17 protein-coding genes are annotated in these 25,168 nt (G+C 55.4%); 10 read left to right on the forward strand and 7 right to left on the reverse strand.

Annotated elements, in window-relative coordinates:
- Positions 1–20 precede the first annotated feature (20 nt).
- The 6 genes from PT964_RS03295 to PT964_RS03320 all read left to right on the forward strand — a co-directional run bounded on the left by PT964_RS03295 (position 21) and on the right by PT964_RS03320 (position 7,434).
- Positions 21–581 (forward strand): nitroreductase family protein, encoded by a 561-nt coding sequence (locus PT964_RS03295; RefSeq protein WP_274361886.1) that lies wholly within the window; start codon positions 21–23, stop codon positions 579–581.
- 401 nt (positions 582–982) lie between these two features.
- Positions 983–1,885 carry a GNAT family N-acetyltransferase gene (locus PT964_RS03300; RefSeq protein ID WP_274361887.1) on the forward strand — a complete coding sequence of 301 codons (903 nt, stop codon included), beginning with the start codon at positions 983–985 and terminating at the stop codon, positions 1,883–1,885.
- A 3-nt stretch (positions 1,886–1,888) separates the two neighbouring features.
- Positions 1,889–3,682 (forward strand): ABC transporter ATP-binding protein, encoded by a 1,794-nt coding sequence (locus PT964_RS03305; protein WP_274361888.1) that lies wholly within the window; start codon positions 1,889–1,891, stop codon positions 3,680–3,682.
- A complete protein-coding gene (locus PT964_RS03310; RefSeq protein WP_274361889.1) occupies positions 3,683–5,815 on the forward strand; it encodes an ABC transporter ATP-binding protein in 2,133 nt (710 codons plus the stop codon). It begins immediately after the preceding gene.
- 51 nt (positions 5,816–5,866) lie between these two features.
- Positions 5,867–6,262, forward strand: a complete 396-nt coding sequence (locus PT964_RS03315) for a YkvA family protein (protein WP_274361890.1) — start codon at positions 5,867–5,869, stop codon at positions 6,260–6,262.
- A gap of 17 nt (positions 6,263–6,279) precedes the next feature.
- Positions 6,280–7,434, forward strand: coding sequence for a glycerate kinase (locus PT964_RS03320; RefSeq protein ID WP_274361891.1), 1,155 nt, complete (start codon positions 6,280–6,282; stop codon positions 7,432–7,434).
- Here PT964_RS03320 and PT964_RS03325 read toward each other — a convergent pair.
- Positions 7,431–8,057: a pyridoxamine 5'-phosphate oxidase family protein gene (locus tag PT964_RS03325; protein ID WP_274361892.1), complete on the reverse strand. Its 627-nt coding sequence runs from the start codon at positions 8,055–8,057 to the stop codon at positions 7,431–7,433. The genes PT964_RS03320 and PT964_RS03325 overlap by 4 nt on opposite strands.
- Before the next feature lie 177 nt (positions 8,058–8,234).
- On the opposite strand from PT964_RS03325, the gene pdxR reads away from it, so the two are divergent.
- Together pdxR and PT964_RS03335 are read left to right on the forward strand one after the other, a co-directional pair.
- Positions 8,235–9,791: a MocR-like pyridoxine biosynthesis transcription factor PdxR gene (pdxR, locus tag PT964_RS03330; protein ID WP_274361952.1), complete on the forward strand. Its 1,557-nt coding sequence runs from the start codon at positions 8,235–8,237 to the stop codon at positions 9,789–9,791.
- The gene (locus PT964_RS03335) at positions 9,788–10,921 is read left to right on the forward strand and encodes a response regulator (RefSeq protein ID WP_274361893.1); all 1,134 of its coding nucleotides are present in this window, start codon (positions 9,788–9,790) and stop codon (positions 10,919–10,921) included. The genes pdxR and PT964_RS03335 overlap by 4 nt, the downstream gene beginning before the upstream one ends.
- 30 nt (positions 10,922–10,951) lie before the next feature.
- On the opposite strand, the gene PT964_RS03340 is transcribed toward PT964_RS03335, so the two are convergent.
- Entirely contained in the window at positions 10,952–14,020 is a 3,069-nt protein-coding gene (locus tag PT964_RS03340) for an ATP-binding protein (RefSeq protein WP_274361894.1), read from the reverse strand.
- Between the two features lie 307 nt (positions 14,021–14,327).
- On the opposite strand from PT964_RS03340, the gene PT964_RS03345 reads away from it, so the two are divergent.
- Positions 14,328–19,805, forward strand: a complete 5,478-nt coding sequence (locus tag PT964_RS03345) for an S-layer homology domain-containing protein (RefSeq protein ID WP_274361895.1) — start codon at positions 14,328–14,330, stop codon at positions 19,803–19,805.
- Between the two features lie 345 nt (positions 19,806–20,150).
- Here PT964_RS03345 and PT964_RS03350 read toward each other — a convergent pair whose 3' ends face one another.
- Together PT964_RS03350 and PT964_RS03355 are read right to left on the reverse strand one after the other, a co-directional pair.
- Positions 20,151–21,146, reverse strand: a complete 996-nt coding sequence (locus tag PT964_RS03350) for a phytanoyl-CoA dioxygenase family protein (protein ID WP_274361896.1) — start codon at positions 21,144–21,146, stop codon at positions 20,151–20,153.
- Positions 21,147–21,247: 101 nt separating this feature from the next.
- A complete protein-coding gene (locus PT964_RS03355; RefSeq protein ID WP_274361897.1) occupies positions 21,248–22,144 on the reverse strand; it encodes an AraC family transcriptional regulator in 897 nt (298 codons plus the stop codon).
- A 110-nt stretch (positions 22,145–22,254) separates the two neighbouring features.
- On the opposite strand from PT964_RS03355, the gene PT964_RS03360 reads away from it, so the two are divergent.
- Entirely contained in the window at positions 22,255–22,899 is a 645-nt protein-coding gene (locus tag PT964_RS03360) for a YwmB family TATA-box binding protein (protein ID WP_274361898.1), read from the forward strand.
- Here the strand turns inward: PT964_RS03360 and PT964_RS03365 are convergent.
- The 3 genes from PT964_RS03365 to PT964_RS03375 all read right to left on the reverse strand — a co-directional run bounded on the left by PT964_RS03365 (position 22,880) and on the right by PT964_RS03375 (position 25,049).
- Positions 22,880–23,236, reverse strand: coding sequence for a VanZ family protein (locus PT964_RS03365; RefSeq protein ID WP_274361899.1), 357 nt, complete (start codon positions 23,234–23,236; stop codon positions 22,880–22,882). The two genes, PT964_RS03360 and PT964_RS03365, sit on opposite strands and share 20 nt — an antisense overlap.
- Positions 23,237–23,359: 123 nt before the next feature.
- The gene (locus PT964_RS03370) at positions 23,360–23,791 is read right to left on the reverse strand and encodes a GNAT family N-acetyltransferase (protein WP_274361900.1); all 432 of its coding nucleotides are present in this window, start codon (positions 23,789–23,791) and stop codon (positions 23,360–23,362) included.
- Between the two features lie 70 nt (positions 23,792–23,861).
- Positions 23,862–25,049, reverse strand: coding sequence for an MFS transporter (locus PT964_RS03375; protein WP_274361901.1), 1,188 nt, complete (start codon positions 25,047–25,049; stop codon positions 23,862–23,864).
- Positions 25,050–25,168: the final 119 nt, after the last annotated feature.

Consider the following 25,168-nt stretch of genomic DNA (forward strand, 5'->3'; position numbering starts at 1 on the left):
GGATGGGGGATGGTGGAAAAATGGAGCTAATGGACGGCATTTTGACGAGAAGAAGCATCGGCAGGGTGAAGCCGGAGGCGGTCGATAAAGAGCTGATCGCGAAGGTGCTGGAGGCGGCGGTATGGGCGCCGAACCATCGGCACACGGAGCCGTGGAGGTTTGTCGTGATGACGGGGGACGGGCGCGGCCGATTGGGAGACGCTTATGCGGACATCTATAGGCTGGAGCATCCGGATGCGGACGAGGAGTCGGTGCGGAAGCAGCGGGCGAAGGCGTTTCGCGCTCCGGTCGTGGCGGCGGCGTGCTGCTCTCCGTCCGGAGCCAAGGGCGTCATTGAGCTTGAGGAGTACGCTGCGGTGTATGCGGGCATTCAAAATATGCTGCTTGACGCGCACTCGCTCGGGTTAGGCGCGATTTGGCGCACGGGGGAGCCGGCGTACCATCCCCGCATGAACGAAGCGTTCGGGCTTGGGGAGCAGGATCGGGTGCTGGGGCTGATCTACATCGGCTGGCCCGATATGGAGCCGCCGAAGGCGGTCCGCACCCCCGCGGCGGAGCGGACGGTATGGATCGAGGAGTGACGTTGAACGGTCAGGAACGGCCTGCGTGCTGCGAGCGCGGGTCCGGTTCTGGCTTGTTTTTTTGGTAGAGATGGGGCGGGGCGGGACGGCGGATCGGCGGATCGGTTTCGCCGGGGATAACACCAAAAGTTGGTGTTATCGCGGTCGGAGGGGGATCGTAGGCGGTGGCGAGCAACGGAACAAAGTTCAATCAAAGTTCCGTTGGAGGCAGCTAGTTTGGCGGTGTGGAGGCTGCAGCGGAATAAAGTTCCGTTCAAGGTGGTCTCTTTGCAGGAGAAGCGGCATTACGCACGACAAATGGAAGCGAACTGTAATTTTTCGGTGAGCGCGCCGCCGGATTGGTGTATGATAAAGGATAACAGTAATGCACACGTTCGGATCGGTTGGGGGAGTGGCGGAAGTTGGCGTCGTTGTTGCTTCGTTTTTTGGCGGGAATCGTTTCTTCGATAGTGTTTCCCGTCATACTTGCGATCGTGTTCTTATTCACATTGGGCGGGGGAGAAGCGGGGCCGTTATACTTTATCCTGTTCATCGCCGTGTTTGCCGCACCCGTGTATCTAATCGCCGGCATCCCGGTGTCGCTTGCAATCGACGGCTTCGCCGGCGCGCTTCGTCTTCGATCGGGGCCGGTTCCGCACCTCGTCAAGGCGCCGCTGTACGCAGCCGCGGGGTACATTGTGTTTTATTTCTTTATTCAATCGATATCGGGACCACCGTACGGTATCTCTTCACCGACTTCGACAGCGACGTTATTGATCGGTTCCTTTGCGGCTCTACTGTACTATGTGATCCTGGAGCTGCTGCAAAAAGCGGCAGGCCTCAACAGACAGCACGCGGCAATCGCACCGCCGGAGCCGATCGTTACGGAGCGATTGCGCATCATGCCGTGCACTCCGGAGCGGCTGGAGGAAGCGAAGCGGCAAAGCTACCCCGTGGGAAACCATGTGACATGGTATTTGTCGCATTTGAAGCGGGATCCGGAATGGATCGGCTGGGGGACATGGCTCGTGCAGACGCTGGACACCGGGCGGTTCGTCGGGGACGCAGGCTTCAAAGGCAAGCCGGACAGCGGCATGTGCGTGGAGATCGGGTACGGCTTCCTGCCGGAGGCGCGCGGCATCGGCTACGGCACCGAAACGGCGAAGGCGCTTGTCGAGTGGGCGTTCCGGCAAGGTGTGCGGCAGGTCATCGCCGAGACGGAGAAGACGAACGACGCTTCCATTCACGTGCTCAGCAAGCTTGGGTTCACGAGGTACCATGAAACGGAACGATTTTATTACTGGCAGTTGTACAGGAGGGACTGAACGATGGAGCGAAAAAGCATTTTTCGGGAGCATATTTTGCGCCACAAATGGTCTTATATCCTAGGCTTCATTCTCGTTACCGTCTCATCGCTGCTTCAGCTGCTCATTCCGGCATTAATGGGTCAGTTCACCGACCGGCTGGAGCAGAAAATTTTGACGTCCGAAGGGATCGCGGCGCTGGCCGCCGGCATCGCGGCGGCGGCGCTCGGCACGGCGCTCTTCCGGTCGGTCGGCCGGATTTATTTGTTTCGTCTGGCACGGGAGCTGGAGAAACGGGTGCGCAACGATTTGTTCACGCACTGGGAACGAATGCCGGCGCAGTACTATAACAATCAGCGGATCGGCGATCTGATGGCGCACGGCGTCAGCGACGTCGGCGTCATGCGGGAAGTGACGATGGGCGCATACTTTCAGGTGATGGAGGCCGTGGTTATGATCGGAGTTACGGTCGTGGCCATGGCCGGTTCTATTTCGCCGCTGTTGACGCTTCTCACGCTGCTGCCGCTGCCGATGCTGTCGGCGCTGGCGTACCGGTTTCACCGCACCGTTCAGAAGCAATCCTCCGAGGTGCAGGACGCCATCGGCGATATGACGAGCCGGGTGCAGGAGTTCGTGGCGGGCATAAGGGTAGTCAAATCGTTCGTGCAGGAGCGGCGCGAAATCGAACGGTTTTCGAAGGCGAACCGATACGGAGTGGAAACGAACGTAAGGCTCGTCCGCACGAACTCGAAGTTCAACGGGGCGAGCTCGGCGATTGTCGGCGTCAGCTTCCTAATTTCCGTTATCTACGGCGGGGTGATGGTGCTCAATGGCGTCATCTCGCTGGGCGAATTCGTAGCGTTCAACACGTATTTGTCGATGCTGATCGGACCGATCGAAAACATCGGCCGCGTCATGAACGTGCTGCAGAAGGGTTGGGCGTCGGAGAAGCGGCTGCTGCACATATTGAACACCGCCCCCGAGGTTAAGGACGGCCCCGATACGAACAATGAGATCGAACACTTGGAGGGCGCTGTCGCGTTCCGCAATCTGACGTTCACATATCCGGGTTCGAAGCGTCCGGCGCTGCGGAATATTACGCTGAACGTGCCGAAGGGCACCTCGCTTGCCATCGTCGGCAAGGTCGGGAGCGGCAAGAGCACGCTCGTACACTTGCTCGTCAGGCAGTACAATCCGCCGATCGGCACGCTGTATATGGACGGTAACGATATTTTGACCGTGCCGCTTTCGACGCTGCGGAGCGATATCGGCTTCGTGCCGCAGGACGGATTTTTATTCTCGTCGACGATCAAGGAGAACATCGGGTTCGATCCGCAGCCGCACTCCTTCTGCGAGGTGAAAGAGGCGGCCCGCATCGCGCAAGTGTACGACAACATTATCGAGTTTCCTAAGGGCTTCGATACGGAGCTCGGAGAACGCGGGCTGTCGCTCTCGGGCGGCCAGCGGCAGCGGGTAAGCATCGCCCGCGCGGTCATTAAGAAGCCGGCGATTCTCGTCTTCGACGACAGCCTCTCCGCGGTCGATACGTTGACGGAGGACCGGATCTTGGCCGAGCTCGACAACGTCATGAAGGATCGGACGACGATCATTATCGGACACCGGATTTCCTCGGTGCGCCGGGCAGAGCAAATCATCGTCATGGACGAAGGCCGCATCGTCGAGCGCGGCACGCACGAACAGCTGCTGCGTCTGGGCGGTATTTATGCCGACATGTACCACAAGCAGCTGATGGATGAGGAGTCTCAACGCACGGAGACGCAGGATTCTCATGATTTGCCGAAGGAGGTCGGGAGATAGGTGAGCATTCATCAGGAAGGGGAAACTCGTAAGTTTACGGACCGGGAGCTTCTGCAAAAACTGGCGAAGTACGCGGCCCCTTACTGGGGGAAGTTTCTGATCTGCATGCTGCTGGCGTTCGTCGTCGTCGGCGCCGATCTCGGCCGAACGTACTTAATTAAGCTGACGATCGACGACCACATTAACGGCTACCGGCAGCCGATGGTTGCGGCGGATTCCGAGGAGCGGCTTCGCAGTCTCGGATTTGAGCCGCTCGAAGGTGCCGATGTGTTCGGGCGGTCTTATGCGCGAACGAAGGGCGCGGGGGCGACGCAAGACCAAGACGGAAACGGTTTGCAGCAAGTGCAAATCGTGGAAATCGAAGGCCGGTCCTACATGGTGGAAGGCTGGCTGCCTGCCGAGCAGAGCGAAATCAAGCTGACCGAGCGCACGGACGACGGCGGTGGAAGCTATGAGGTTTCTTTGAAAGGCGCGGCCGCGCCGCTACCGGCTCGTTCGCTGACGGAGGAACAGGAGTCGGCGTTCCAGGCCGGCGATTATGCGGGAATATGGTTGCTGGGTGCGGTATTTTTAGCGGTGGTGATCGGCGCGGCTTTTTTGAGCATATGGCAAATGAACCTGCTTCAAGAAACCGGGCAAAGCATCCTGTACAAAATTCGCGACGACCTGTTCAGGCACTTAAGCCGCATGCACATGTCGTTCTATGACAGAAATTCGGCGGGCCGCATCGTCGTAAGGGTGACGCAGGATACGGAGTCGCTCAACAACTTGTTCACGCAAGTCATTGTGAACCTGCTGAAAGACATTCTCGTGCTGGTCGGCATTATCGGCGTCATGCTGCACATGAGCGTGAATCTGACGCTGCTGACGTTTATCGTGCTGCCGTTTCTGGCCGGCTTGACGTTCTGGTACAACCACGTCATCCGTGCTGCGCAGCGCCGCACGAGAGCGCTCCTCTCGCGGCTCAACTCGTTTCTTGCGGAAAACTTGTCCGGCATGCGCATTACGCAGCTGTTCGTACGCGAACGGAAGCAGTGGGAGCAGTTCAACGAGCTGAACGAAGCGCATTACAAGGCGGGGATGCGGGGCACGGTCATCAACTCCGTGTTCCAGCCGGCGATCGGCTTGATCGGCAACTTTGCGGTGGCGATGCTGCTGTGGTACGGCGGCATCCGGGTGCTGGACGGGACGCTGACGTTCGGGGTCGTATTTGCGTTCACGATCTATGTGCGGCAGTTTTTTAACCCGCTCCTAAGCCTTGCGGAAAAATACAGCCAAGTCCAGATGGCGATGGTCGGCGCGGAGCGGATTTTCGACCTGCTGTCCGAAAAGCCGGCGATCGTCGACAAGCCGAACCCGGTGCGGCTTCCCGAGCACGGCGTTCGCGGAGAAATCACTTTCGAACATGTTTGGTTCGCCTACAATGAAGAGGACTGGGTGCTCAAGGACGTCTCGTTCAAAATCCGCCCTGGCGAAACGACGGCGTTCGTCGGCGCGACAGGCGCGGGGAAGAGCTCGATTATTCAGCTCATCAACCGGTTTTACGATATACAGAAAGGGCGCATTTTACTCGACGGCATCGATATTCGGGACATTGCGCTCGAAGATTTGCGGAAGGCGGTCGGTATCGTGCAGCAGGACGTGTTCCTGTTTACGGGTTCGATCGCAGACAATGTGCGCTTGAACGAAATGTCGATTACGGATGAGGATGTGCGGGAGGCGGCCCGGCAGGTCCGCATGGACGGCTTTATCCGCTCGCTCCCGGACGGTTACGGCACGCTGCTCGGCGAGAGAGGCGTCACGCTGTCGCTCGGGCAGCGCCAGCTGCTTTCGTTCGCGCGGGCCATCGTGTTCAAGCCGCAGGTGCTGATTCTGGATGAGGCGACCTCCAATATCGACACGGAAACCGAACTGGTCGTGCAGAAGGCGCTTGCGGACATAAGCGTCGGCCGTACCACGCTAATCGTTGCGCACCGGCTGTCGACGATCCAGCATGCCGACCAAATCGTCGTCATGCATAAGGGCAAGGTGCGGGAAATCGGCAACCACAACCAGCTGCTTGCGCAGGAGGGGTATTACTACCGTCTGCATCAGCTGCAGTTTAAGGATAAAGGCGTTACGCTTTCGGGGTAAGGATTGAGGCAAGGATTCGATCGAAAAAATGATTCGCGGGAGACGGTACTTGTGTTCGAACGATTGAAGGCATGGGCGAAAAGGTTGAAGAAGCAGCTGTTCGCGCTATACTTGGCGGCTCGCAGGAAGGATGTGCCATGGTATGCCAAAGCGGCGGCCGTAGCGGTTGCGGCGTATGCGTTCAGCCCGATCGACCTCATTCCCGACTTTATCCCGGTGCTCGGGTACTTGGACGATGTCATTCTTGTTCCGCTTGGCATTGCGCTCGTCGTGAAGCTGATTCCGCCGGCGGTTTTGGAGGAGTGCCGGCGGGAAGCGGAACGTCTGATTGCAACGGGAAGCAAGAAGCCTGTCAATTGGATCGGCGGAGCGGTCATTGTTGCGATATGGGCCGCGGTGATATTGTACGTCGGGTGGTTTGTTTACCGGCGTCTGCAACTCGGATGAAGGAGGTACGGGTGAATATGAAAATCGTGCTGGCTCCCGATAAGTTTAAGGGGAGTCTTTCTTCTATAGAGGCCGCTGAGGCGCTCGAGCGGGGCGTCCTTCGCGCGGCACCTTACGCCGAAGTGATTCGGGTGCCGATGGCGGACGGCGGGGAAGGGACCGTTGAGGCGCTGGTTTCCGCTACCGGGGGGGAATGGCGTACCCGGCTTGTGACGGGGCCTATGGGCGAGAAGGTGGAGGCTCGCTACGGGGTGCTTGGCGGCGGCGGGACCGCGGTCATCGAGATGGCTGCGGCATCGGGCTTGGCGCTTGTGCCTCCGGAGGTACGGGATGTGTCGGCGGCGACGACGTACGGAACGGGAGAGCTGATTCGGAGCGCGGTGTTGGAGGATGGCTGCCGCAAAATCATTCTCGGGCTAGGCGGCAGCGCGACGAACGACGGCGGCGTCGGCATGGCGCAGGCGCTGGGCGTGCGGTTTACGGATGCGGACGGGACCGAGATCGGGTTCGGCGGGGGCGGGCTGGCGCGGATTGCCGCGATCGATGTTTCCGAAGCTGCGGCGCTGCTTGACGGGGTTGAGATCGTCGCGGCGTGCGACGTGACGAACCCGCTGTACGGCCCGTCGGGTGCGGCGTTTGTTTACGGGCCGCAGAAGGGCGGCAGCGGCGATGAGCTGGAGCGGCTCGACCGCGGGCTGCAGTGGCTCGCCGCGAAGGTGCGCGAGCAGCTTGGAATTGACGCCGCCGAGCTGCCGGGCGCCGGAGCGGCCGGCGGATTGGGCTACGGCGCGATCGTGTTTTTAGGCGCGGAGCTTCGCCGCGGCGTGGAGCTGGTGGCGGACGCCGCGCGGCTGCCGTCGCTGCTTGCCGGCGCATCGTTGGTGCTGACCGGAGAGGGCAGGACGGATGCGCAATCGGCGAGCGGCAAGGTGCCGCAAGGGGTCGCTTGCGCGGCGCGCGCCGCGGGCGTGCCGGCCGTGTGCGTCTCGGGCGGCGTCGAGCCTGGAGCGGAGGCGCTGTACGAGCACGGGATGACCGCGCTGTTCAGCATAGCGGACGGTCCTTTGCCGCTCGACGAAGCGATCGCCCGTGCGCCCGAGCTGCTTGAGCGGGCCGCGGAAAACGTAGTGCGGTTGTTTATGAGCAGGGGGGGCGGCGCTGTCCGGCGTTAGTCTGTTTGCCGGTTATGGTGCGGGCAATATTTTTTCATCAGCTCGATCGTCTCCGCATCCAAGTCTCGGTCTCGTTCGCCGAGCCCCGTCATAATATGCTCCGCTTTGGCTTTCGGGAAATTTTGCCCGAATTTGAATTTTGCCGTCATTTCCTTCACGGCGATTTTGATGACGGCGACGCCCGCAATTTGCGGCTTGTACTTCGGATGGTCGGCGCGGATCGGCTCGTAACCGCCCTCCGGCTGCAGCTTTTCCATGAACGCGGAAAGGGCGGCGGCTTTCTCCGCGGGATCCTCTACGATTGAGGCTTCGCCGCGGGCGACGACCGATTTGAAGAAGGCGGTCGCGGGACAAGCCAGCACCGGATCGCTCCAATAAGACGGGATGATGCCGTATTCCTTGGCAACCGTGAAGGTGACCTTCGAATGCTGCTTGAGATCGGACATTTTTTGGCCGATTTTGCTGCCGTGCATGTAGAAGTTGCCGTCCGCATAAACGAAGTTAAGGGGCGTAATGTGCGGGTAGCCGTCGTCGCCGATCGTTCCCAGAAAGCCGAAGGTCATTTCCCTTAGAAATTCCTCAACCTCTTGTTCGTTCCCTACTGTAAACTCTTTTCTTCTCATCTCGTTTTGTCGCTCCCCCGTTTTTGTTTGAAAATCATTGTAGTTCCATAATTGACAATAAAAAAGATCCAATTTCGATAACTTTTTATAGTCCATTTTTAATTGACAATAAAATAGAACCGATTTAGATTGATTTTTATAGACCAATTTGGAGTCGAGGCGGCGATTGGCTTGGATATGCTGGCGCTTTACGATACGTATTCAACGATTTATAAGCAGAAATATTTGGCGTTATATCACGCGCTGCGGGAGGCGATCGTCGGCGGGGCGCTGGCCGAAGGCGAGCGGCTGCCTTCCAGCCGGTCGTTCGCCGGCGCTTACGGCTTGTCCCGAGGGACGGTGAGCCTCGCATATGATATGCTGGCGGAGGAAGGATATGTTATCCGCGGCGTGGGGAGCGGTACGTATGCGGCGTTTCGCGGCGGCGGGGCCGGCGCGGACGCGGTTGCGGGTGCTGCGGCAGCCGGCGGAGCGGATGCGGCTGAGGAGGCTGCGGCTCCGGCGGCGCCGTCCGTGCCGATGTCCGCCTGGGCCCAGCGGCTCGCGCGAATGCGGCTGCGTGAAGCCGCGCAGCCGGGTGCGACGGTGAATTTCTCCACCGTCGGGTTGGACACCGCCGCATTCCCGGCGGCGGAGTGGAACCGGGCCGTCTTCGCGGCGGCCCGCAGCAGCGGCGTCGGAGGCTACGACGCCTTCATCGCGCAAGGGTACCGGCCCTTGCGCGAAGCGATCGCGCGCCATCTCGGGCGCACGCGGGGCATTGCGACGACGGCGGAGCACGTCGTCGTCGTCAACGGCTCGATGCAGGCGCTGGCGCTGCTCGTGCAATTGCTCGTCGACCCCGGAGACCCGGTCGTCGTCGAGCACCCGGGCTTCTCCGGAACGTCCCGCGCCGTTGAGGCGGCGGGCGGCGTTCCGCTGCTCGCCCCGGTGGACGCCCAAGGCATCGTGCCAGCGCCTTGGGACGCCCGCGTGCTCGTCGTGACGCCGAACCGCCAGTTCCCGACCGGCGCCGTGCTGCCGCTCGAGCGCCGCCAGCAGCTGCTGCGCTGGGCTGCCGAGCGCGGCGCCGTCATTATCGAGGACGATTACGACAGCGAGTTTCGGCACGGCGGCCGTCCGCTCGAACCTTTGAAGTCGGTCGATCGGGAGGGGCGGGTCGTGTTTGTGGGAACCTTTTCGCGGACGTTGTTTACGGGGCTTCGGCTCGGCTACGCAGTGGTGCCGGATTCGCTGCTTGATTTGTTCGTTAAGCTGAAGCAGCTGTATGAGCCGCATCCTTCGGGTGCGACGGAGCAGCGGGCGCTTGCGTCCTTTATGAGCGGGGGGCATTATGAGCGGCACTTGCGCCGGATGAAGCGGATATACAGCGCCAAGTACGAAACGATGTACGGCTTATTCCGCGAACGGCTGTCGGATTGGTTCGACCCTCGGCCCCAGGATGCGGGCTTGCATCTGTATTGCCTCTGCCGCAAGCCTCATGAGGAGTATCGGCGCTTGACCGAGCGATGCCGGGAAAGGGGCGTGACTTGGGCGGACGTTTCCTTCCGGAGAGAAGGGGAGACCGTAACCGCAGCATGCTTCGGATTTGCGGGCTTGTCTCCGGCTCAAATCAAGCTCGGGGTGGAGATCATTCGCGAGGAAGGGGCATGCTCCGAGAGCGGTCCGGCTGAAATCATGTCCGATTCCGAATGCGCAATACAACAATTTATAGGTTCAGGGAGCAACCGATGAAAATAATTCTTGTAGATGACGAGAGGCTTGCTTTGAATTATCTCGAGCATCAGCTCCAAAAAATAGCGGATGTTCGCATTGTGGGGAAGTTCGACGATCCGATTGCGGGTAAGGAAAGCATTCTTCGCGAAGATGTCGATGTGGCGTTCCTGGATATCCAAATGCTTGAAACGAACGGAATTGAGCTGGCCGAACAAATATTGGAGCACAAGCCTAAACTAAATATAGTGTTTGTAACGGCCTATAACGATTATGCCATTCAAGCGTTCGAGCTGAATGCGCTGGATTACGTGCTGAAGCCGGTCGGTACGGAACGTTTATTGAAAACCATACAGCGAATCCAAGAGCGTCTCGGGGAAGCGTCCGCCGCTTCGCGGCCGAAAGTAAAAAACATTCAATTGAAAATGTTTCAGCATATATCCATTCAGTCCGAAGAACATCATTTCGCAACGATTCGTTGGCGCACGACCAAAGCTCAGGAGCTGTTTCTGTATTTGCTTCAAAACCGGGAGCAGCTTGTTCGGAAGTCTGCGTTGATCGAATTGCTTTGGCCCGAATTCGAGCCTGGCAAGGCCTATTCGCATTTATATACGGCGGTTTATCACGTTCGGAAAACGTTGGAACCATACGGCGCTTATATCAAAATAGCGAATGCGACGGAAGGGTATATTTTGCATACTGAGCATGTGCTGATCGATGTGGAGGAATGGGAGCAGCGTATCCAATCGGGACCGCCGGTAACCGCCGAAACAATTGATCATTACGAGAGGGTCATGGTTCTGTACGCAGGAGATTATTTGCAGGGATTTGATTACTGGTGGGCGGAGAGCGAGCGCCAGCGGTTAAAAATACTATGGCTCCGCATGTCCTTCCGTTTGGCCGAATGGTATGTTTCTTGCGGCCGGCGGGAGAAAGCGATGGAGAAGTATCTCGAAATATGCGACCGGTATCCGCAAGCGGAAGAAGCGCATTTCGCCTTGATGAAACTGTTTTCCGCAATGAATAATCACTTATTGGTGCATCGTCAGTATCGTTTGCTGACAACCGTGCTAATGGAAGAAATAAACGAGAAGCCGAGCCCGTACATTACCGAATGGTATAATCGTTGGAATCAAGAAACTAAGGAATGAACCCGCGCTGTTCATTCCTTAATTCAAGTTTTATTGTTTCGGGACTTGAAAAGCGACAACCGTCCCCTGACCGGGAGCGCTCCGAATTTGCAAACCTTTGCCGTACAGCTGTTTGAGGCGGCGATCCGTATTGCGAAGACCGATTCCATTGCCGGAGCCCGAAAGTTTAAGCGCCTGCTCCCATGTTTCTTCGTTCATTCCGACACCGTCATCGCTTATGCATATATTTATATGGTCCTTCTCATCGGTAATCCGAATATGGATTGTTCCGCCGCGGGAACGCCGCAATATTCCGTGATTCACGGCGTTCTCGACGAGTGTTTGGATGGACAGAGGAGGCAAAAGAAAAGAAATGTTCGCATCCAGCCGCCATTGTACATCAAGCCGTTCCCCGAACCGTTCCTTCTCGATGTATAAATAGGATCGAACGAGGGCGAGCTCGCGTTCGATCGAAACGATGCGATCGGAGTTGTGAAAGTCGATGCTCATGCGCAAGTAATTGCTGAATTGTTCAAGCAGCATTTGCATCTTTGCCATATCCATCGTTCCGAGCGCGGCGATCGAATTTAACGTGTTAAACAGGAAATGCGGTTGAATCTGAGATTGAAGCCAAGCGGCTTCGAGACGCATCCGTTCCTCGATCGACAGCTTCAGCTCGGTTAACGCGCGCACCCGGGATCTGAGCTCCCACGAATCCACCGGCTTCGTCACATAATCGTTCGCGCCCGATTGAAAGCCGGCAACGATATCTTCGGAACGACTTCTCGCCGTCAACAGAAGAATGGGGAGTTCGGAAACCGAGAATCGTTCACGAATGATGCGAGTCAATTCATAGCCGGATATGTGAGGCATCATCACATCCGAAATCATGAGATCATAATGTTCCTTTTCCAGCTTGGCTATCGCCTCTAAGGCGCTCGTAGCGGTGGATATGCGATATTGCGCGGCGCCGAGTATTTCCGCAACTATTTTCAAATTTATGCTGTCGTCGTCAACGACCAATAGTTTCGGTTTGCTTGCCCCGGCGGTTGAAGCCGAAGCGAAAGCTGCGCCGGTCATGTCCGATCCGGCGGCGGCGGCTTCGTAACGGACGGCGGCAGGTAACGGCGACTCGTCTTCCGAATATTCGGCACCTTCCGATAAGGGCAGGGTGAAGGTAAAGACCGTGCCTTGTCCGAGAGCGGATTCGACCTTTATCGTACCGCCATGAAGCTCAACCAGCTGTTTGCAAATGCTTAACCCAAGACCGAACCCCGCGCTTGCTCTTTCCATATTCGAACGGCCTTGTTCGTAGGGTAAAAATATTGTCCGCTGCGTTTCTTCGTCCATTCCGATTCCGGTGTCGCTAATATGAATGTGCGCCAAGCCGTTCTTGATCGTGGCGCGGACTGCAATCTCTCCTTCATCCGTGAATTTGATCGCATTATGAAGCAAATTAAACATGATTTGAATAACCCTGTTTTCATCCGCCAAGACAGGAGGGAAAGCGTCGTCAATGCCGATGCGAAATCGAATGGGTTTGCCTTCGAGCATAAATCTGAACATTTCGTGTACGCCGGCAACGACGGATTGCACCCGCAGTTTTGCGATCTGCAAACGAATGGTGTTCTCTTTCAGACGCGCTACGTCCAGCAGATTATCCAGCATCAGCGACATCCGTTTGGAAACGGCGACCTGAAGCTCCAATCTTTTTCTGTGATCGTCGTTTGCCGGATTGTCGGCATCGTCCAACACGCTTTGCGTGATATTGATGATGCCGTGCAGCGGAATTCTCAATTCATGCGATGTATTGACGAGAAACTCGTCTTTTTGTTGGTTGGCCGTTTGGAGCTTTTCCGCAAGCTGCTTCGTTTGCAAATTCGCCCGAAAGAATCGCTTGAACCAAAAAGCCGCGAAGCAGAACACGGCTATCATCAAATCGAACGGGTAATGCATCATATGGATTGAAGCTCTGCCTTTAATGATGGTCCACATCACGTTTGCCGCAAAGGCGGTACAGCCGAGCAGCAGGTAAATGACGTCTTCTTTCTTTTTGACCGCAGATTGCAAAATAGAGCCCGAGATGAATACCGAAATCAGCAGGGTCGCCGCGAGAAATATTTTGATGGACGGAGCTGCGTATTGAGACGGCGCGAATAAGACAAACATCGAATATGCAATGCAATAAACCGCAAACCACCGCAATAATTTGGGGCTGCCGCAGTCGGGATACATATGGTTCAGCAGCGGCGGTAAACATGAAGCCGTGCCAATGTAGGACAAGAGAGCAATCTTTAAAAATATTTCATACGGCAAAGGAAACCAGATCAACAGCAATTTGTCATCCGAGACCAAAACGGTGACGATCGCACTGAAGATTAATAAAGAAAATAAGAGCATTCCTTTGTTTGCCGCCCCCAGGAAATACAGCATAACGGCATAAATTCCGTGTATGAAAAAAACAATGCACAGCATAAATTGCAAGCCCATAGAGAACAGGCTTCGGTGATCTACGGCTTCCACCGATCCTAATCGAATGGGCTGCGTTATGCCGCCGTCTCCCGCGTGATTCGAGACTTGAATGATCATTTCGATGACATTGCTGCCGTGAGGCAAGGTAACGGAGTAAGGGACATGCCTTGCCTGATGCAAATCCCTCCGTTCGGCCGGATGCCCTTCTCCCGCGGCGAACCTTCCGTTGATATACACGGCGGATGCGGTCCTAATTTCATTGATCCGCAATATTACATTTTGTTCTTTATGGTCATCGAGCAGGATCCGCAGTCTATACGTACCATAATGAAACGAAGCGTCAGCATCGGTTGGAAAAGCATGATTCCATTTTCCCGGAACTTGTATAAATTTTTTCTCATATACGGACGAAACGGCGTTCTTTCCGTCGGTTTCGGGCCGGATCAAGCGAGAGGGGAAAAACTCCCATTCCCCATTCAATGTAATGGTATGGTTCTCGGGGATCGGCCATCCTCGCAGGTCTAGTACGCCATTGATCGCTTGCGGATGTTCAATTGTTTTTTGGAATCCGAGCCACGTTAGACGCATCCCTGTTATGGCCGTCAGAAACAGGACAACGATTAAGATGATCTTTTTGTTAGATAGCATAATGGGCTACTATTCGCGCTGCATCTTCATTCTCCTGCTTGTCTAGAAATTGTTGAGTTCGTCGTGTGACAATGCGGATGATAAATTAGAACGTTACCGGAGCGAAGATGAAGACTGGAGTGGAATAGGTGTATATAGAAGGCAGTTACAACTATTAAGCATCGCGGCCAAAAGGTTATCTTCGAAGACTTACATAGAGCTTTGTAAAGAAATTGTAGAGGTACCGGCGGTACAATTTTTTATTGGAAAAATTGTTGACGGACATAAATATTTTATTTTGCATGATTTACAACGGGAGGGTAATGGAGTGGGGAAGAAACGGATGAAAGTTATTAACTTGTTTTTGTTAGTGTGTTTGCTTATGAGCATTGTTCCGGTTTCGGCGTCGGCGGAAGGCGGGACGTACACGCCAGGGACATGGCCAAGCGAATTTACACCTTATACATGGAGTAACGGGAGCAATATTTACGATCCGGCCAACGAGCCGGGAATCAGCCCGGATGACGTCGATTTTACAAGCGGAGCGGATAAAGGGATAGGCGATCTTCCTTCTTTCTATGTTGCTTCGGATACGGAACATATGTTTTTCCGCGTACGCCTCAAGGGCAACCCATATGACCGTAAAGGCGGGTTCCTTTCTTCGGTATGGCTTGTTCAATTAGGGGTAGGGGGCGTACATAAAGCAACGGTGGGTGTGTTCGGCAAAAATCCCGACACGGATTTTGTTTACGCAGCGGGTCCGAACGCCGCAAGTGAAGTCGACGTGACTCAAGTTTATGCGACGAATCCGTCAAATACAGTCGATCCGGCAACGGGATCGAAGGTGCCGGGCACGAGAATTGTACCCGCGGAGAACGGACATTATTTTTTGGATTTTCAGGTTCCCAAGTCGGTCATAACGGGGGTAGCGCCGGATATTGATCCGGCAACATCGTCTATTCAATTGTATTTCGCCACCTCCAAAGCGGCCAATTTGGCTGTGGTGAACAAGGACGGCCGGGATCTCGCGGATGCGCCGTTTAAAGATAAGAAAGCAATTACGCTAAATAACGTAAATCCTGCCCCGGCTTCGCAAGGCATTCAAATTACTCAAGTGGACGGCAAGCCTGTTAAGGATGGAGAGACGATCGTCGCGGATACGGCGACGCCTGCATTAAAAGGAACGATAGACGGATCCGTAACGATTAATTCGAACTCAAGAGTAAAATTATTTGTCAATGGAGCCGATTTAGGAGAAGTATTAAAGGGCAGCAACGGCAACGGGGCGGTAACCAGATCTTGGACGATCCCGATTCCGTCCGCTAATCCGTTAAGAGCGGGCCAAAATACGGCGGAAGTGAGATTTTATAATCAAAACACTCCCGATCAATACATTTCGGACACAGTACAAATTCAATACGCAGCCGCCGGCGGTACGAATGTGGATATAAACATTGACCGATCGGGTCCTGGCGGAGCAGCCATGCCGACCGTCCATGGAACGACGGAAGCGGGCAATACGGTCAAGCTCAAGCAAGACGGCCTTACGATCGCAACGATTGAAGCGGAGGGAGAGAGCTGGTCCTATACGCTGGAGAAGCCGCTGTCTCCAAAAGATTACGTCTTTTCGGCGGAAGCTGCGGACAGCGAAGGGAATGTCGCGACGGCTTCAACTACGCATACTGTGGGGACGGGAGATATTTCGATCAGCATCGACAACGGCGATGAAGTGACTTTAACCGATGATCGGCCGACCATCAGAGGAAGAACCAACGCGCCGGCTGCGAGCCAAATCACTCTGAAAATTACGGATCGGGATACGGATTTAGAAGTTTATAAGAATGAGAATGTTGTGGTTCAGGCCGATCGTACTTGGTTCGTCGACATTCAAGATCCATTAGCCGGCGAAAATTACAGGGTCGATGCCAGCGTGAATGACACAAGCGCAACGGATACGCAAACCGTGAAACTGGATACGACAACCGAGGTGACGGTCGCATCTCCCGCTCACCGTTCCGTCACTGCGGAAACAACCCCGGAAATCAAAGGGATGGCGGAACCGGCCGCTGCCGAAGGGGCAAATTCCTATGTTTCGCTGAAAATCGATAGTAGTTCGCAAGTTACGGTACGGGCGGATGCCGATGGGAAATGGAGCTATACACCGAGCCGGTTGACTTTGGGAGAGCATACGATATATGCGAAAGCCTACGATGCCAACGGCAATGAAGCGACCGCCGTTACGACTTTCCATGTTGCAAGCATCGAGGTGGCGGGAGAGCAACAGCTGGCGCTTCCTGTCGCAGGACAAACCAAAACATCGACGTACTCGGCGGATGTTCAGGGGATTAGCGATTATACGGTGACCTGGAGTGTATATCAGCAAGCGCAAAATATCGCCTTGGACGGTGTAACCATTGACGGGACAGGCCGATTGACGGTTGCGCATTTGGAAGAGGAGACGTCGGTAAGGGTAGTTGCGGCCTTAGCCGACAACCCGGAAATAAAAGATGAGCTGTCGGTTACGCTGACTGCGGCGCCGGCGGAGGAAATGAACATTGAGGTGACGGGCGCGGCTTCCTTGCAGATTCCGGCGGAGGGAGCAGCGACCTCGGAGTATCAAGCGAAAGACGGAGACAGCGTACTGCCGAATAGCACGGTAACCTGGAGTGTTTATCAACCGGGCACCTCGAATGTGCCGGTCGGGGTGAGCATTGATGCGGAAGGCGTGCTGCAGGTTGCGCATCAAGCCGCACCCGGCACGACGGTTAGAGTCGCCGCGGCTTTGAAGGCCGATCCCGAACAAACAGGTTATTTGGATGTCGAGCTGACAGCGGCGCCGGCGGCGGATGCGAATTTGGACGGTTGGACCGGCAGCCAGGAACGCAATGGGTGGGCAATTCCCGCTTACGGTGCGGGGGATTCGGTTCAGCTCCGTGCAGTCAGCGATGAGAGCGCGGCAGAAGTGACTGCCGAATTAAACGTAAATACGCCGGTTGGAACAAAGAAGCTTACCGCTCAATTAGCCGGTACTTCCGCATCGAACGGACAAAAGCAATGGCGAGGTACGATTCGATTGCCGGACGATATCGTTCCGGCCGAATATGCGGTCACGTTCGCCACGAACGATTCGCAAGGCGAGGACGCTGCGGATCGGCTCAACAATAAACTTGGCGTATTGTCGACCCTAACCGTTGAGGGAACGGTTTCGGATTCGAATACGGGAGAACGGATTGAGGGCGCAACGGTAAAGCTCGTCGATCCGGCCACGGACGAAACGGTTGCAGGCCCGGCGTTGACGGATGCGAACGGGAAATATACGTTCACGGCAGTGAAGGCAAGACAATACCAACAGTATCAATTAATGGCCGGAAATGCCGGCTACTCCGATTCCGGTGTGAATTTCTTCGCCATTCCGGCGTATGGCGACTATAACGAGGCGGGCAACGCGATCACGGTGAATGCGGAGATTTCCCGGTATCAGATCGTGTTAACCGCGAGCCCGAGCTCGATTCGCGGCGACGGAATGTCGACCACCGTCTTGCAAGCGGCGATTAAAGATCCGGACGGCAAACCGGTGCCTCCCGGCATTGTGGTCTCATTCACCTCGCCGTACGGGAGCTTCCCGAACGGATCGACGGCTCGAACGGATGAGAACGGTACGGCGACGCTTACATTCCGATCGGAAGCCGTTAGCGGCGCATCGTCCCTTAAGTTCCCTGTGACCATGACCGTAAACGACGAAGAGTACGACTTGACGGCATCCAAGCAAATTTGGGTGACATTCGAACCCGGAGCCATTGAGGGTGTCGTATGGGAAACAAAGGGCAACCGGAAGATTACGGTTTCCGGCGCGCTGGTCGAGGTGATTCAAGAGGAGATCGGTTTCTATGCCAGCCAAGTAACCGGGGATGACGGCAAATATGCAATCGGCGTACCTGAAGGGAATAAGGAGTACCTTGTTTTGATCACCAAGACGGTAAGCATCGGAGGGACATCCCAAAAGATCACATTCCGTCAATCGGCAGCGGTGGGCGCTATTTCGAACGGAGAAACGTATAAGTCCAATAAAGTGAGCAGCGGTCTCGTTCTCGTCAAGGATCCTGTTCATCATGCATTAGTGTCTCCGCAAAGTATGTTTGACGAGGTCGACCATTTCGATAAGATTGAAGCTGTTTTGATCGATAAGGACGATCCAAGCATCAAGGTGCCCGTTACACTCAATGCGGATGGGACATTCAACATTCCGATCACCGTTAACGGGCGATATGACTTGGTCGTCCGCGCCGTGCTGAACGATCCGGCCGATCCCGTCGGCCCCGACCGGTACTTGACAATCTCGACTTCCGCGCTGACTGTAAACGACGACGGAGAGATGAATATAGTCAGCGAGCTTGTCGACCCATACGGTACGGTCCGCGATTCGGTAACGAATGCGGTAATTCCGGGGGCAAGGGTGAATCTGTTCTATGCGAATACGGATCGAAATAAAGATAAAGGGATTTTGACGGATACGAAAGTAACGTTGCCGCCCATTGCCGGATTTGCGCCGAATGACAACGCAAGCCCGCTTCAATTGACGGATGCGGCGGGATTTTATGCCTATATGGTGTATCCGGAGACGGATTACTATATTACAGTGGAAAAAGAAGGATATGTGTTCTATAAGAGTGAGGATATACCGGTAGAATGGTCGATCGTTCAAAAGAATGTCTGGCTCGACCCTATTCCCTCGAACGTTGGCGGAGGCGGAAATGGAGGCGGAGGCGGGAGCGGAAGCGGAAACGCCGTTGTCCCACCGGCTGAACCGAAATTCAGTCTGAATTTGTCCGTAGACAAGAACCTGGTCGAGGAAGAAGGCCGGACGACGATCACCATCGATTACAGGAACGAGTCCGAGCGGCCGCTGGACTTTGTCGACATCCGGCTATTATTGCCTGACGGCGTCGAAGTTGTGGACGCCGACGGCGGGCGCGTTGGCAATAATGCGGTTACATGGACGATAAAAGCTTTGGCGGCCGATGCATCCGGTCAACTGGAAATCGTGGTGAAATGGCCGAAATTAAACCAAGCCGAGGCATCGTTTGCGATCAAATCCGAGCTCATTGCGAGCCCTAACCCGAAGGAAACGGTCACAGCACAAGCGGATTCGATTGTGAGAGTATACTCCAACCGGTTCGGGACCTTGCAGCATCAACGGTATATCTTGGGTTATCCGGACGGAGAGTTTAAGCCGGCACGTTCGCTGACGCGAGCCGAGCTGGCCGCAATTCTGGCGAGATTAACGGAAAATGTTGAGATCGAAGACGATTTGAAGTACACGGATATTGCTCCCGGCCATTGGGCAGCCAATTACATCAAGATCGTGACGAAGCACGGGTACTTCCACGGGTTCGCCGACGGCACGTTCCGTCCGGAGGAGGCCGTGACCCGGGGCGAATTGGCGACGGTCATGACGCGTTTCCTCGGTATTCAAGTGAGTAAGCAAGGCGAATGGCACTTTAACGATATTGAAGGCCATTGGGCAGCTGAAGCGATTGAACAGCTGTACCGGAACAAATTCGTATCCGGGTATCCTGACGGATCTTTTAAACCGAACGATAAGATCGTTCGCTCGGAAGCGGTGACGCTCATTAACCGGATGTTATATCGCGGTCCATTGCACGGTTTGGAGCCGATGTTCCCGGATATTCCGGAGAGCCATTGGGCGTTCGGCCAAGTGCAGGAAGCGACGCAATCTCATGAATCCACTCGCAATCTTGATGGCAGCGAAGCCTGGTTAAAGACACTGGATGACGACGTACGCTAACACATAACTCATTACGGTGGACCTAACGGAACCGAATGTTCGCTAAAATAGTGATTAATGCGAACCCCCCCCTGATTAACGGAACGATATGTCCGTTAATCGGGGGTTTTTATTTAAAAACGGCCCAAAAGCGCGGGTTAGCGGACATCTGGTTCCGATAAATCGGCAAAATTGGCAATTTTGCCGTAATTAGCGGACAATCGTTTCCGCTAACTCATCGTGGCAGAATGCAGCGGAATAAAGCTCCGTTCGAGGCGGTCGATCATGCGGCGCGGGAGAGAGCAACGGAACAATAGCAAGGAAGGGGTGCACCCGAACGCGGCGCACCCCTCACTCAAGCCCAACCTACATCTCCATCTTGCCCATCTCGCCGCCAGGCATGGCGACCATGACGGAGCCGTTGTCGCCGTCTTTGCCGTCGGCGCTCGAAAGCTCCACCGGCGTGCCGAACTGCGGCAGCGCGTACGGATAATGCGTGCGCCCGCGGGCGAGAATGTGCATATGGTTCGCAGCCTCGCCCTCATACGGTTCGCCGTGCGTCCACGGCACCCAGGAGCGCGCATTGCAATAGTGCGTCACATACGAGCGGCGCATCCGGTCCGTCGTCGTGTTCTTATACGAACGATGCAGCAGGTGGGAGTGGAAAAACAACACGTCCCCCGGCTCCAAAACGACAGGCACCGGCTTCCCGTACTTCGCGGCCACGCCCGACAAATTGTTGACCGTATCGTCCATATTGCTCACGTTCTCAGCCGTAAACAAGCCCTCGATCTGCTTGTCGTCCACATGCACGAAGCCTCCGCGGTGCGCTTCCTCCGGCGGATAAATCGGCTCGTTGTGCGAGCCCGGCGCCACCCACAAGCAGCCGTTCTCCTCATCGGCCCGATCCAGCGCCATCCACGCCCCGATCAGCGTATCCGGCTGCGTCTGAATATAGAAGGCGTCCTGGTGCCAGCCTTGTCCGCCCTTGCCCGGCGGGTTCAAAAACATCATCGATTGCAGCGCATATACGTCCGGCCCGATCAGCGCCTCCAGCACGTCGATGACGCGCGGATGCAGCAAGCCCCATTCCGCCGTGGCGCTGTGCCGATGCGGCATATGGAGGCGAGCGGAGGAAAACCGCTCGGTCTTCTGCTTCTCGTCCATCCAGTCGAACACCGGCGACAAATGATCCAAGTCGTCGATTCGGCCGTGGTACACATCATCCATCCACTTCAGCAGCCGTTCCGCGTCCTCTTTCGGAAGCAGGCCGCGCACAATCAAATATCCGTCTCTATGATAGCTTACATATTCGTCTACCTTTACGGTGTACCGCTGTCTTTGAGCTTGAGTTACTGTCATCGCGCATAGCTCCCCTCGTTTTTCCTCATTTTGACCGAAAGAGAACGGTTACACAATGAACGCAACCGGAAAGATGATGGACAAATTTGATATGGGTACAATCAATCCGCATCCAGCGCAAAAAAATGATTCAACGGATAAAACCGACCGAATCCGTTCGCCGGTACCAGCTCATGAAACCGGGGATCGCCGTATTTTTTGCGGTATTCCGTCGCCGTCACACCCATCCGCCGCCGGAACAGGCGATGGAAATAATACTCGTCGCCGAATCCGCTCTCCCGCGCGATCGCCTTTACGCTGTCCGACCGCTGCAGCAGCAGCTGGGCCGCATGCTCGATTCTCCGCTTCGTCATCCATTCCTTCGGTGAACAGCCTACATGCTGTTGGAACGTCCGCGAAAAATGTTCGTGCGACCACCCCACATGACGCGCCAAACGGTCAATCTCCAGCTTTTCCGTCAGGTGGGCCTCCATAAAGCTTAAAGCAGTCGAAATTTGAGGAGGCAGCGACGCTTCTTCCGCGCTCACGCCTGCGGCAGGCTCCGCAAGTCCGCTTTCCAGCTCTTCAAGAATGCTAAGCAGCATCATCTCTCCCAGCTGTCTCCACCGGGCCGGGCGCGTATGAAAGCAATACATCAGCTGATTCATCAGCTGCGGAACGAGCGATTCGCGCCGCAATCCGATGCTGCAAACCGCCGTCCGGCCCAGCAGCGAATACCGCTCCAGCAGCCGTTCATCCGCAGGATCGAAGTGGATGAACAGATGCCGCGTCGGAAGCTCCGGATCGAACGTATAGTGATGGGGTTCCCCGGGGCGCGTCACGACAACGGTCGGCACATCCTGCGGATAATTTCGCCCTTGAGCTTCATAGACCGTCCCGTTCCCGGCCGGAAAGTACACAAGCTCATAATCGTCGATTATTCGCGGCCCGAGCCGGTGGCCCCCTTTGACCGTTACATCCCCTGCATGATGGAACCGAATCAAACGAATCTCTTCCACCCAAGACCACTCCCCTTCCGAAGCGTTTCTATATTTCTCTCAACCTACAGGTATATTATTCGCTATTATCGGCAAATCTATTACTAGTTTACTAGAAAGGACTGCTGTACATGAAACGCAATCTTTCGCTCCTTCTTATGCTCATCGTAACGATCCTTGCCTGCGCCGGCTGGGCCGTTGCGAAGCCTGCGCAGCCATCGCCGCACGTTTTGGAAGATTATCGCCGGCTGACCCTGCTTGCCGATGAAGTCATATCGTCCGATAACAGGCTGATCGTCGTTACGGTTAGAGGAGAAGGTTCGAGAGAAGCCGTTCAATCGCTGATGACCGAGCTTCGCCCGTACGGCCGTGCAGTTTGCGGCCCAACCGATTGCGAATATTTGATCCGCTACAGCATCCAAAGCGCGGCCGCTTCCCAAGCCGCACCCGAATGGATCAAGGAAGCGATGATCGAAATGCAAAACAACCGCTTAGACGGTACATGGAACATCAATATCCAGGGCAATCTCGTTGCCGAGGCACAACAAACGCCCGATTTCGTATGGGAGCAAATCGAGCGTTCGGCAAAAGCAACAATGATAGAATCTTATGAGGATGCGGGCTCCCGCAGCGTGACTTACCAAACCCCGATGCTCAAAGCTTCCGTAAGAAGCGGGGAGCACGCGGTACAGCTGCAGGCAGCCGCACACCGCTCTACCGAGTCGCAGGAATGGAGAATAACATTGGGTACGCCGGTCATTTTGATCGAATACTAGGTTTTCCCTTCGTTCTTCGGCCGCTTTTGCGAGGCTTCGGCACCGACAAATACAAGAGAAAGCCGATCGTTGCGCCGACCGTATTCAAAATAATATCGTCAACATCGAAGCTTCCGCGCTTGCTCACCATCTGACCGAGCTCCAGCAGCGTCAAGCCCGCAACGAATACGGAGGCGAATTTCAAATACCCCCACCGGAACACGATCGGCAGCATGAAGCCGAAGGGGATGAAGACGCCGACGTTTCCGAAGACGTTCACCGCCCAAGTCCGCAGATTATAATGATCGAAGTAGTTGAAGTACATTTTGATCGTCGCAAACGGCGTAATGTTGTACATATACTCCTGATGCGGGGTACGGCAGACCGGCCGAAGCCGATAAACATCCAATAAATCAGGCAGGCGAGATATAGTAACGTTAGCAGGAAAAAGAAAGCCCTCGTCGCTGCGGAAAACAACGGATCACTCGACCTCCGCTTCAAACGTGCACAGAAACCGCTCAACGCCCGGATATTTTTCGCCAAGGCTTTCGATCGTAAATCCGATGCTGCGATAAAAGTTGACGGCCTCTTCATCCGTCTCTGCTGTGACCTCGGACGGCTTTTTGAGGTCAATGGCTTCTAAGATCAGCCCTCGCCCGTAGTCCATGCCCCGGCAATCCGGAAGTACTGCGATATGCTCGATGGTCATCCGGTTTCCGTCATTGATCCGTATTCCTATAATGCCGACGATGTCTTCTTCGTCCTCGCCGGCAATGCCGTACAGCTCAAGCGCCGAATCGGCACGGTATGCCTCCATGACGCCCGCCAGCTTGTCCGGGTCCGGAAACACGCTGTAGCCTACCAGCTCTTGAACGAGAGGCTCGTCTGTCCGATGCTTCAGATTAACTAACATAGATGCGCAACGCTCCTTCCGATCAATCCTCTGAAAAAAAGACCATTAGCATCATATCATATTTGCGTCATTAAGCGCTTGCTTTCAAGGCGGGGGCTCGTTTGTCCGAAAGGAGCACCGTTGCCATAAGAATGAGGGAGCAAGCTACAAGCGCACTTGGAATGAAGAAAATATGCGGCGTAATCCCTTGAACGAACAGCGGCAAAAAGTACCCGATCAATGAAGCCATCTGCGAAATGAACACGTACAAGCTCGAACCGAAGCCGGTGCGCGCAATGAACATGCGCTGGACGTAGCCCATGGCTACGCCGTACAAAATCGAGACGAAGAACGAGTACAACGGCTGCACCGCGAAAAAGACGGGCAGCGAGGCGCCGGCCGCATACGTCAAATACGTCGCCAATGCGAAAAATCCGCCGAGGAATATAATTTTTTTGCTGCCGTAGCGTGCCGCCCAATAGCCGGTTACCGTCATGAAGAGCAGCTCGAACACGGCTTGGGCGCTCCACAAATAAGACATAATTTGCGGCTGCTCGAACAGCTTCAAGACGACAAGCTGCAAATATAGGCCGCGGATGGCGTCCGCACAAGCCAGCATCAGCAGCGCAATCAGCATAATGAGAGAAAAGGGTTCGCCCTTGACCTCCTGCTTCGTTCCGGGGGCGGCTGTCGTTTCCCGGTAAAACAGCAGAAGCAGCAGCAAACAAACGTAGCCGGCCAAATTGCCCCACAGCACGCCTCTGAAGGTCGCAATGAGGAAAATATTCGCCCCCAGCAGCAAGCCGGTAAAAAATCCGACGCTAAACGTGGCTCGAAGCCACAGCTGAGCCATCTCTACAATATCCTTCGCATAGTGTGAGAAATGGTTGCGCGACATGGCGAACAGCTGGCCCATAATTAAGCCGGAAGGCGCGACGGCGATAATCATGCCGACGAGCGCGCTTGCGAAATCGGTTGCGTTCATATACAGCAGCAAGCCGATGATGCAAAGGCTCGCCGCTATTATGGGCAGCTGCTTTTTGCTTTTGAGCCGGTCGCTGAACCAGCCGGTGACGATCGTAATCGTCATGTTCAGGAACAAGGATGACGCGAACACGATAACGATTTGCTCTTTGGAAAGCCCGATGCTTTCGTCCAAATAGACGGCGTTCATCGGGGCTAATATGCCGGTGCCGACACCGTACAGAAACAGCGTTGCAATGAGCGTCCAAGCTCCTTTGATCGATACGAACGTTCGGAAGTCGTTTCCGATGCGCATGAGGAATCCTCCCGGTTGTTATGGCTTTCTTAATCCTATTCGGGATCGAGAGCGGAAATCCTATTTGGTTTTCAAATCTATGATATAGTAAAAGGGATATGGATAAATGTTCCAATAAG

Origin of the sequence: Paenibacillus thermotolerans (assembly GCF_028745515.1) — a bacterium.
In the GTDB taxonomy this organism is placed as follows: domain Bacteria; phylum Bacillota; class Bacilli; order Paenibacillales; family YIM-B00363; genus Paenibacillus_AE; species Paenibacillus_AE thermotolerans.

Bases quoted from the DNA above. Each gene is read 5' to 3' on its own strand.
- PT964_RS03295 (WP_274361886.1), top strand. From the start codon at position 21: ATGGAGCTAATGGACGGCATTTTGACGAGAAGAAGCATCGGCAGGGTG.
- PT964_RS03305 (WP_274361888.1), top strand. From the start codon at position 1,889: ATGGAGCGAAAAAGCATTTTTCGGGAGCATATTTTGCGCCACAAATGG.
- PT964_RS03320 (WP_274361891.1), top strand. From the start codon at position 6,280: ATGAAAATCGTGCTGGCTCCCGATAAGTTTAAGGGGAGTCTTTCTTCT.
- PT964_RS03325 (WP_274361892.1), bottom strand. From the start codon at position 8,057: ATGAGAAGAAAAGAGTTTACAGTAGGGAACGAACAAGAGGTTGAGGAA.
- pdxR (WP_274361952.1), top strand. From the start codon at position 8,235: ATGCTGGCGCTTTACGATACGTATTCAACGATTTATAAGCAGAAATAT.
- PT964_RS03335 (WP_274361893.1), top strand. From the start codon at position 9,788: ATGAAAATAATTCTTGTAGATGACGAGAGGCTTGCTTTGAATTATCTC.
- PT964_RS03340 (WP_274361894.1), bottom strand. From the start codon at position 14,020: ATGCTATCTAACAAAAAGATCATCTTAATCGTTGTCCTGTTTCTGACG.
- PT964_RS03350 (WP_274361896.1), bottom strand. From the start codon at position 21,146: ATGACAGTAACTCAAGCTCAAAGACAGCGGTACACCGTAAAGGTAGAC.
- PT964_RS03360 (WP_274361898.1), top strand. From the start codon at position 22,255: ATGAAACGCAATCTTTCGCTCCTTCTTATGCTCATCGTAACGATCCTT.
- PT964_RS03365 (WP_274361899.1), bottom strand. From the start codon at position 23,236: ATGTACAACATTACGCCGTTTGCGACGATCAAAATGTACTTCAACTAC.
- PT964_RS03370 (WP_274361900.1), bottom strand. From the start codon at position 23,791: ATGTTAGTTAATCTGAAGCATCGGACAGACGAGCCTCTCGTTCAAGAG.
- PT964_RS03375 (WP_274361901.1), bottom strand. From the start codon at position 25,049: ATGCGCATCGGAAACGACTTCCGAACGTTCGTATCGATCAAAGGAGCT.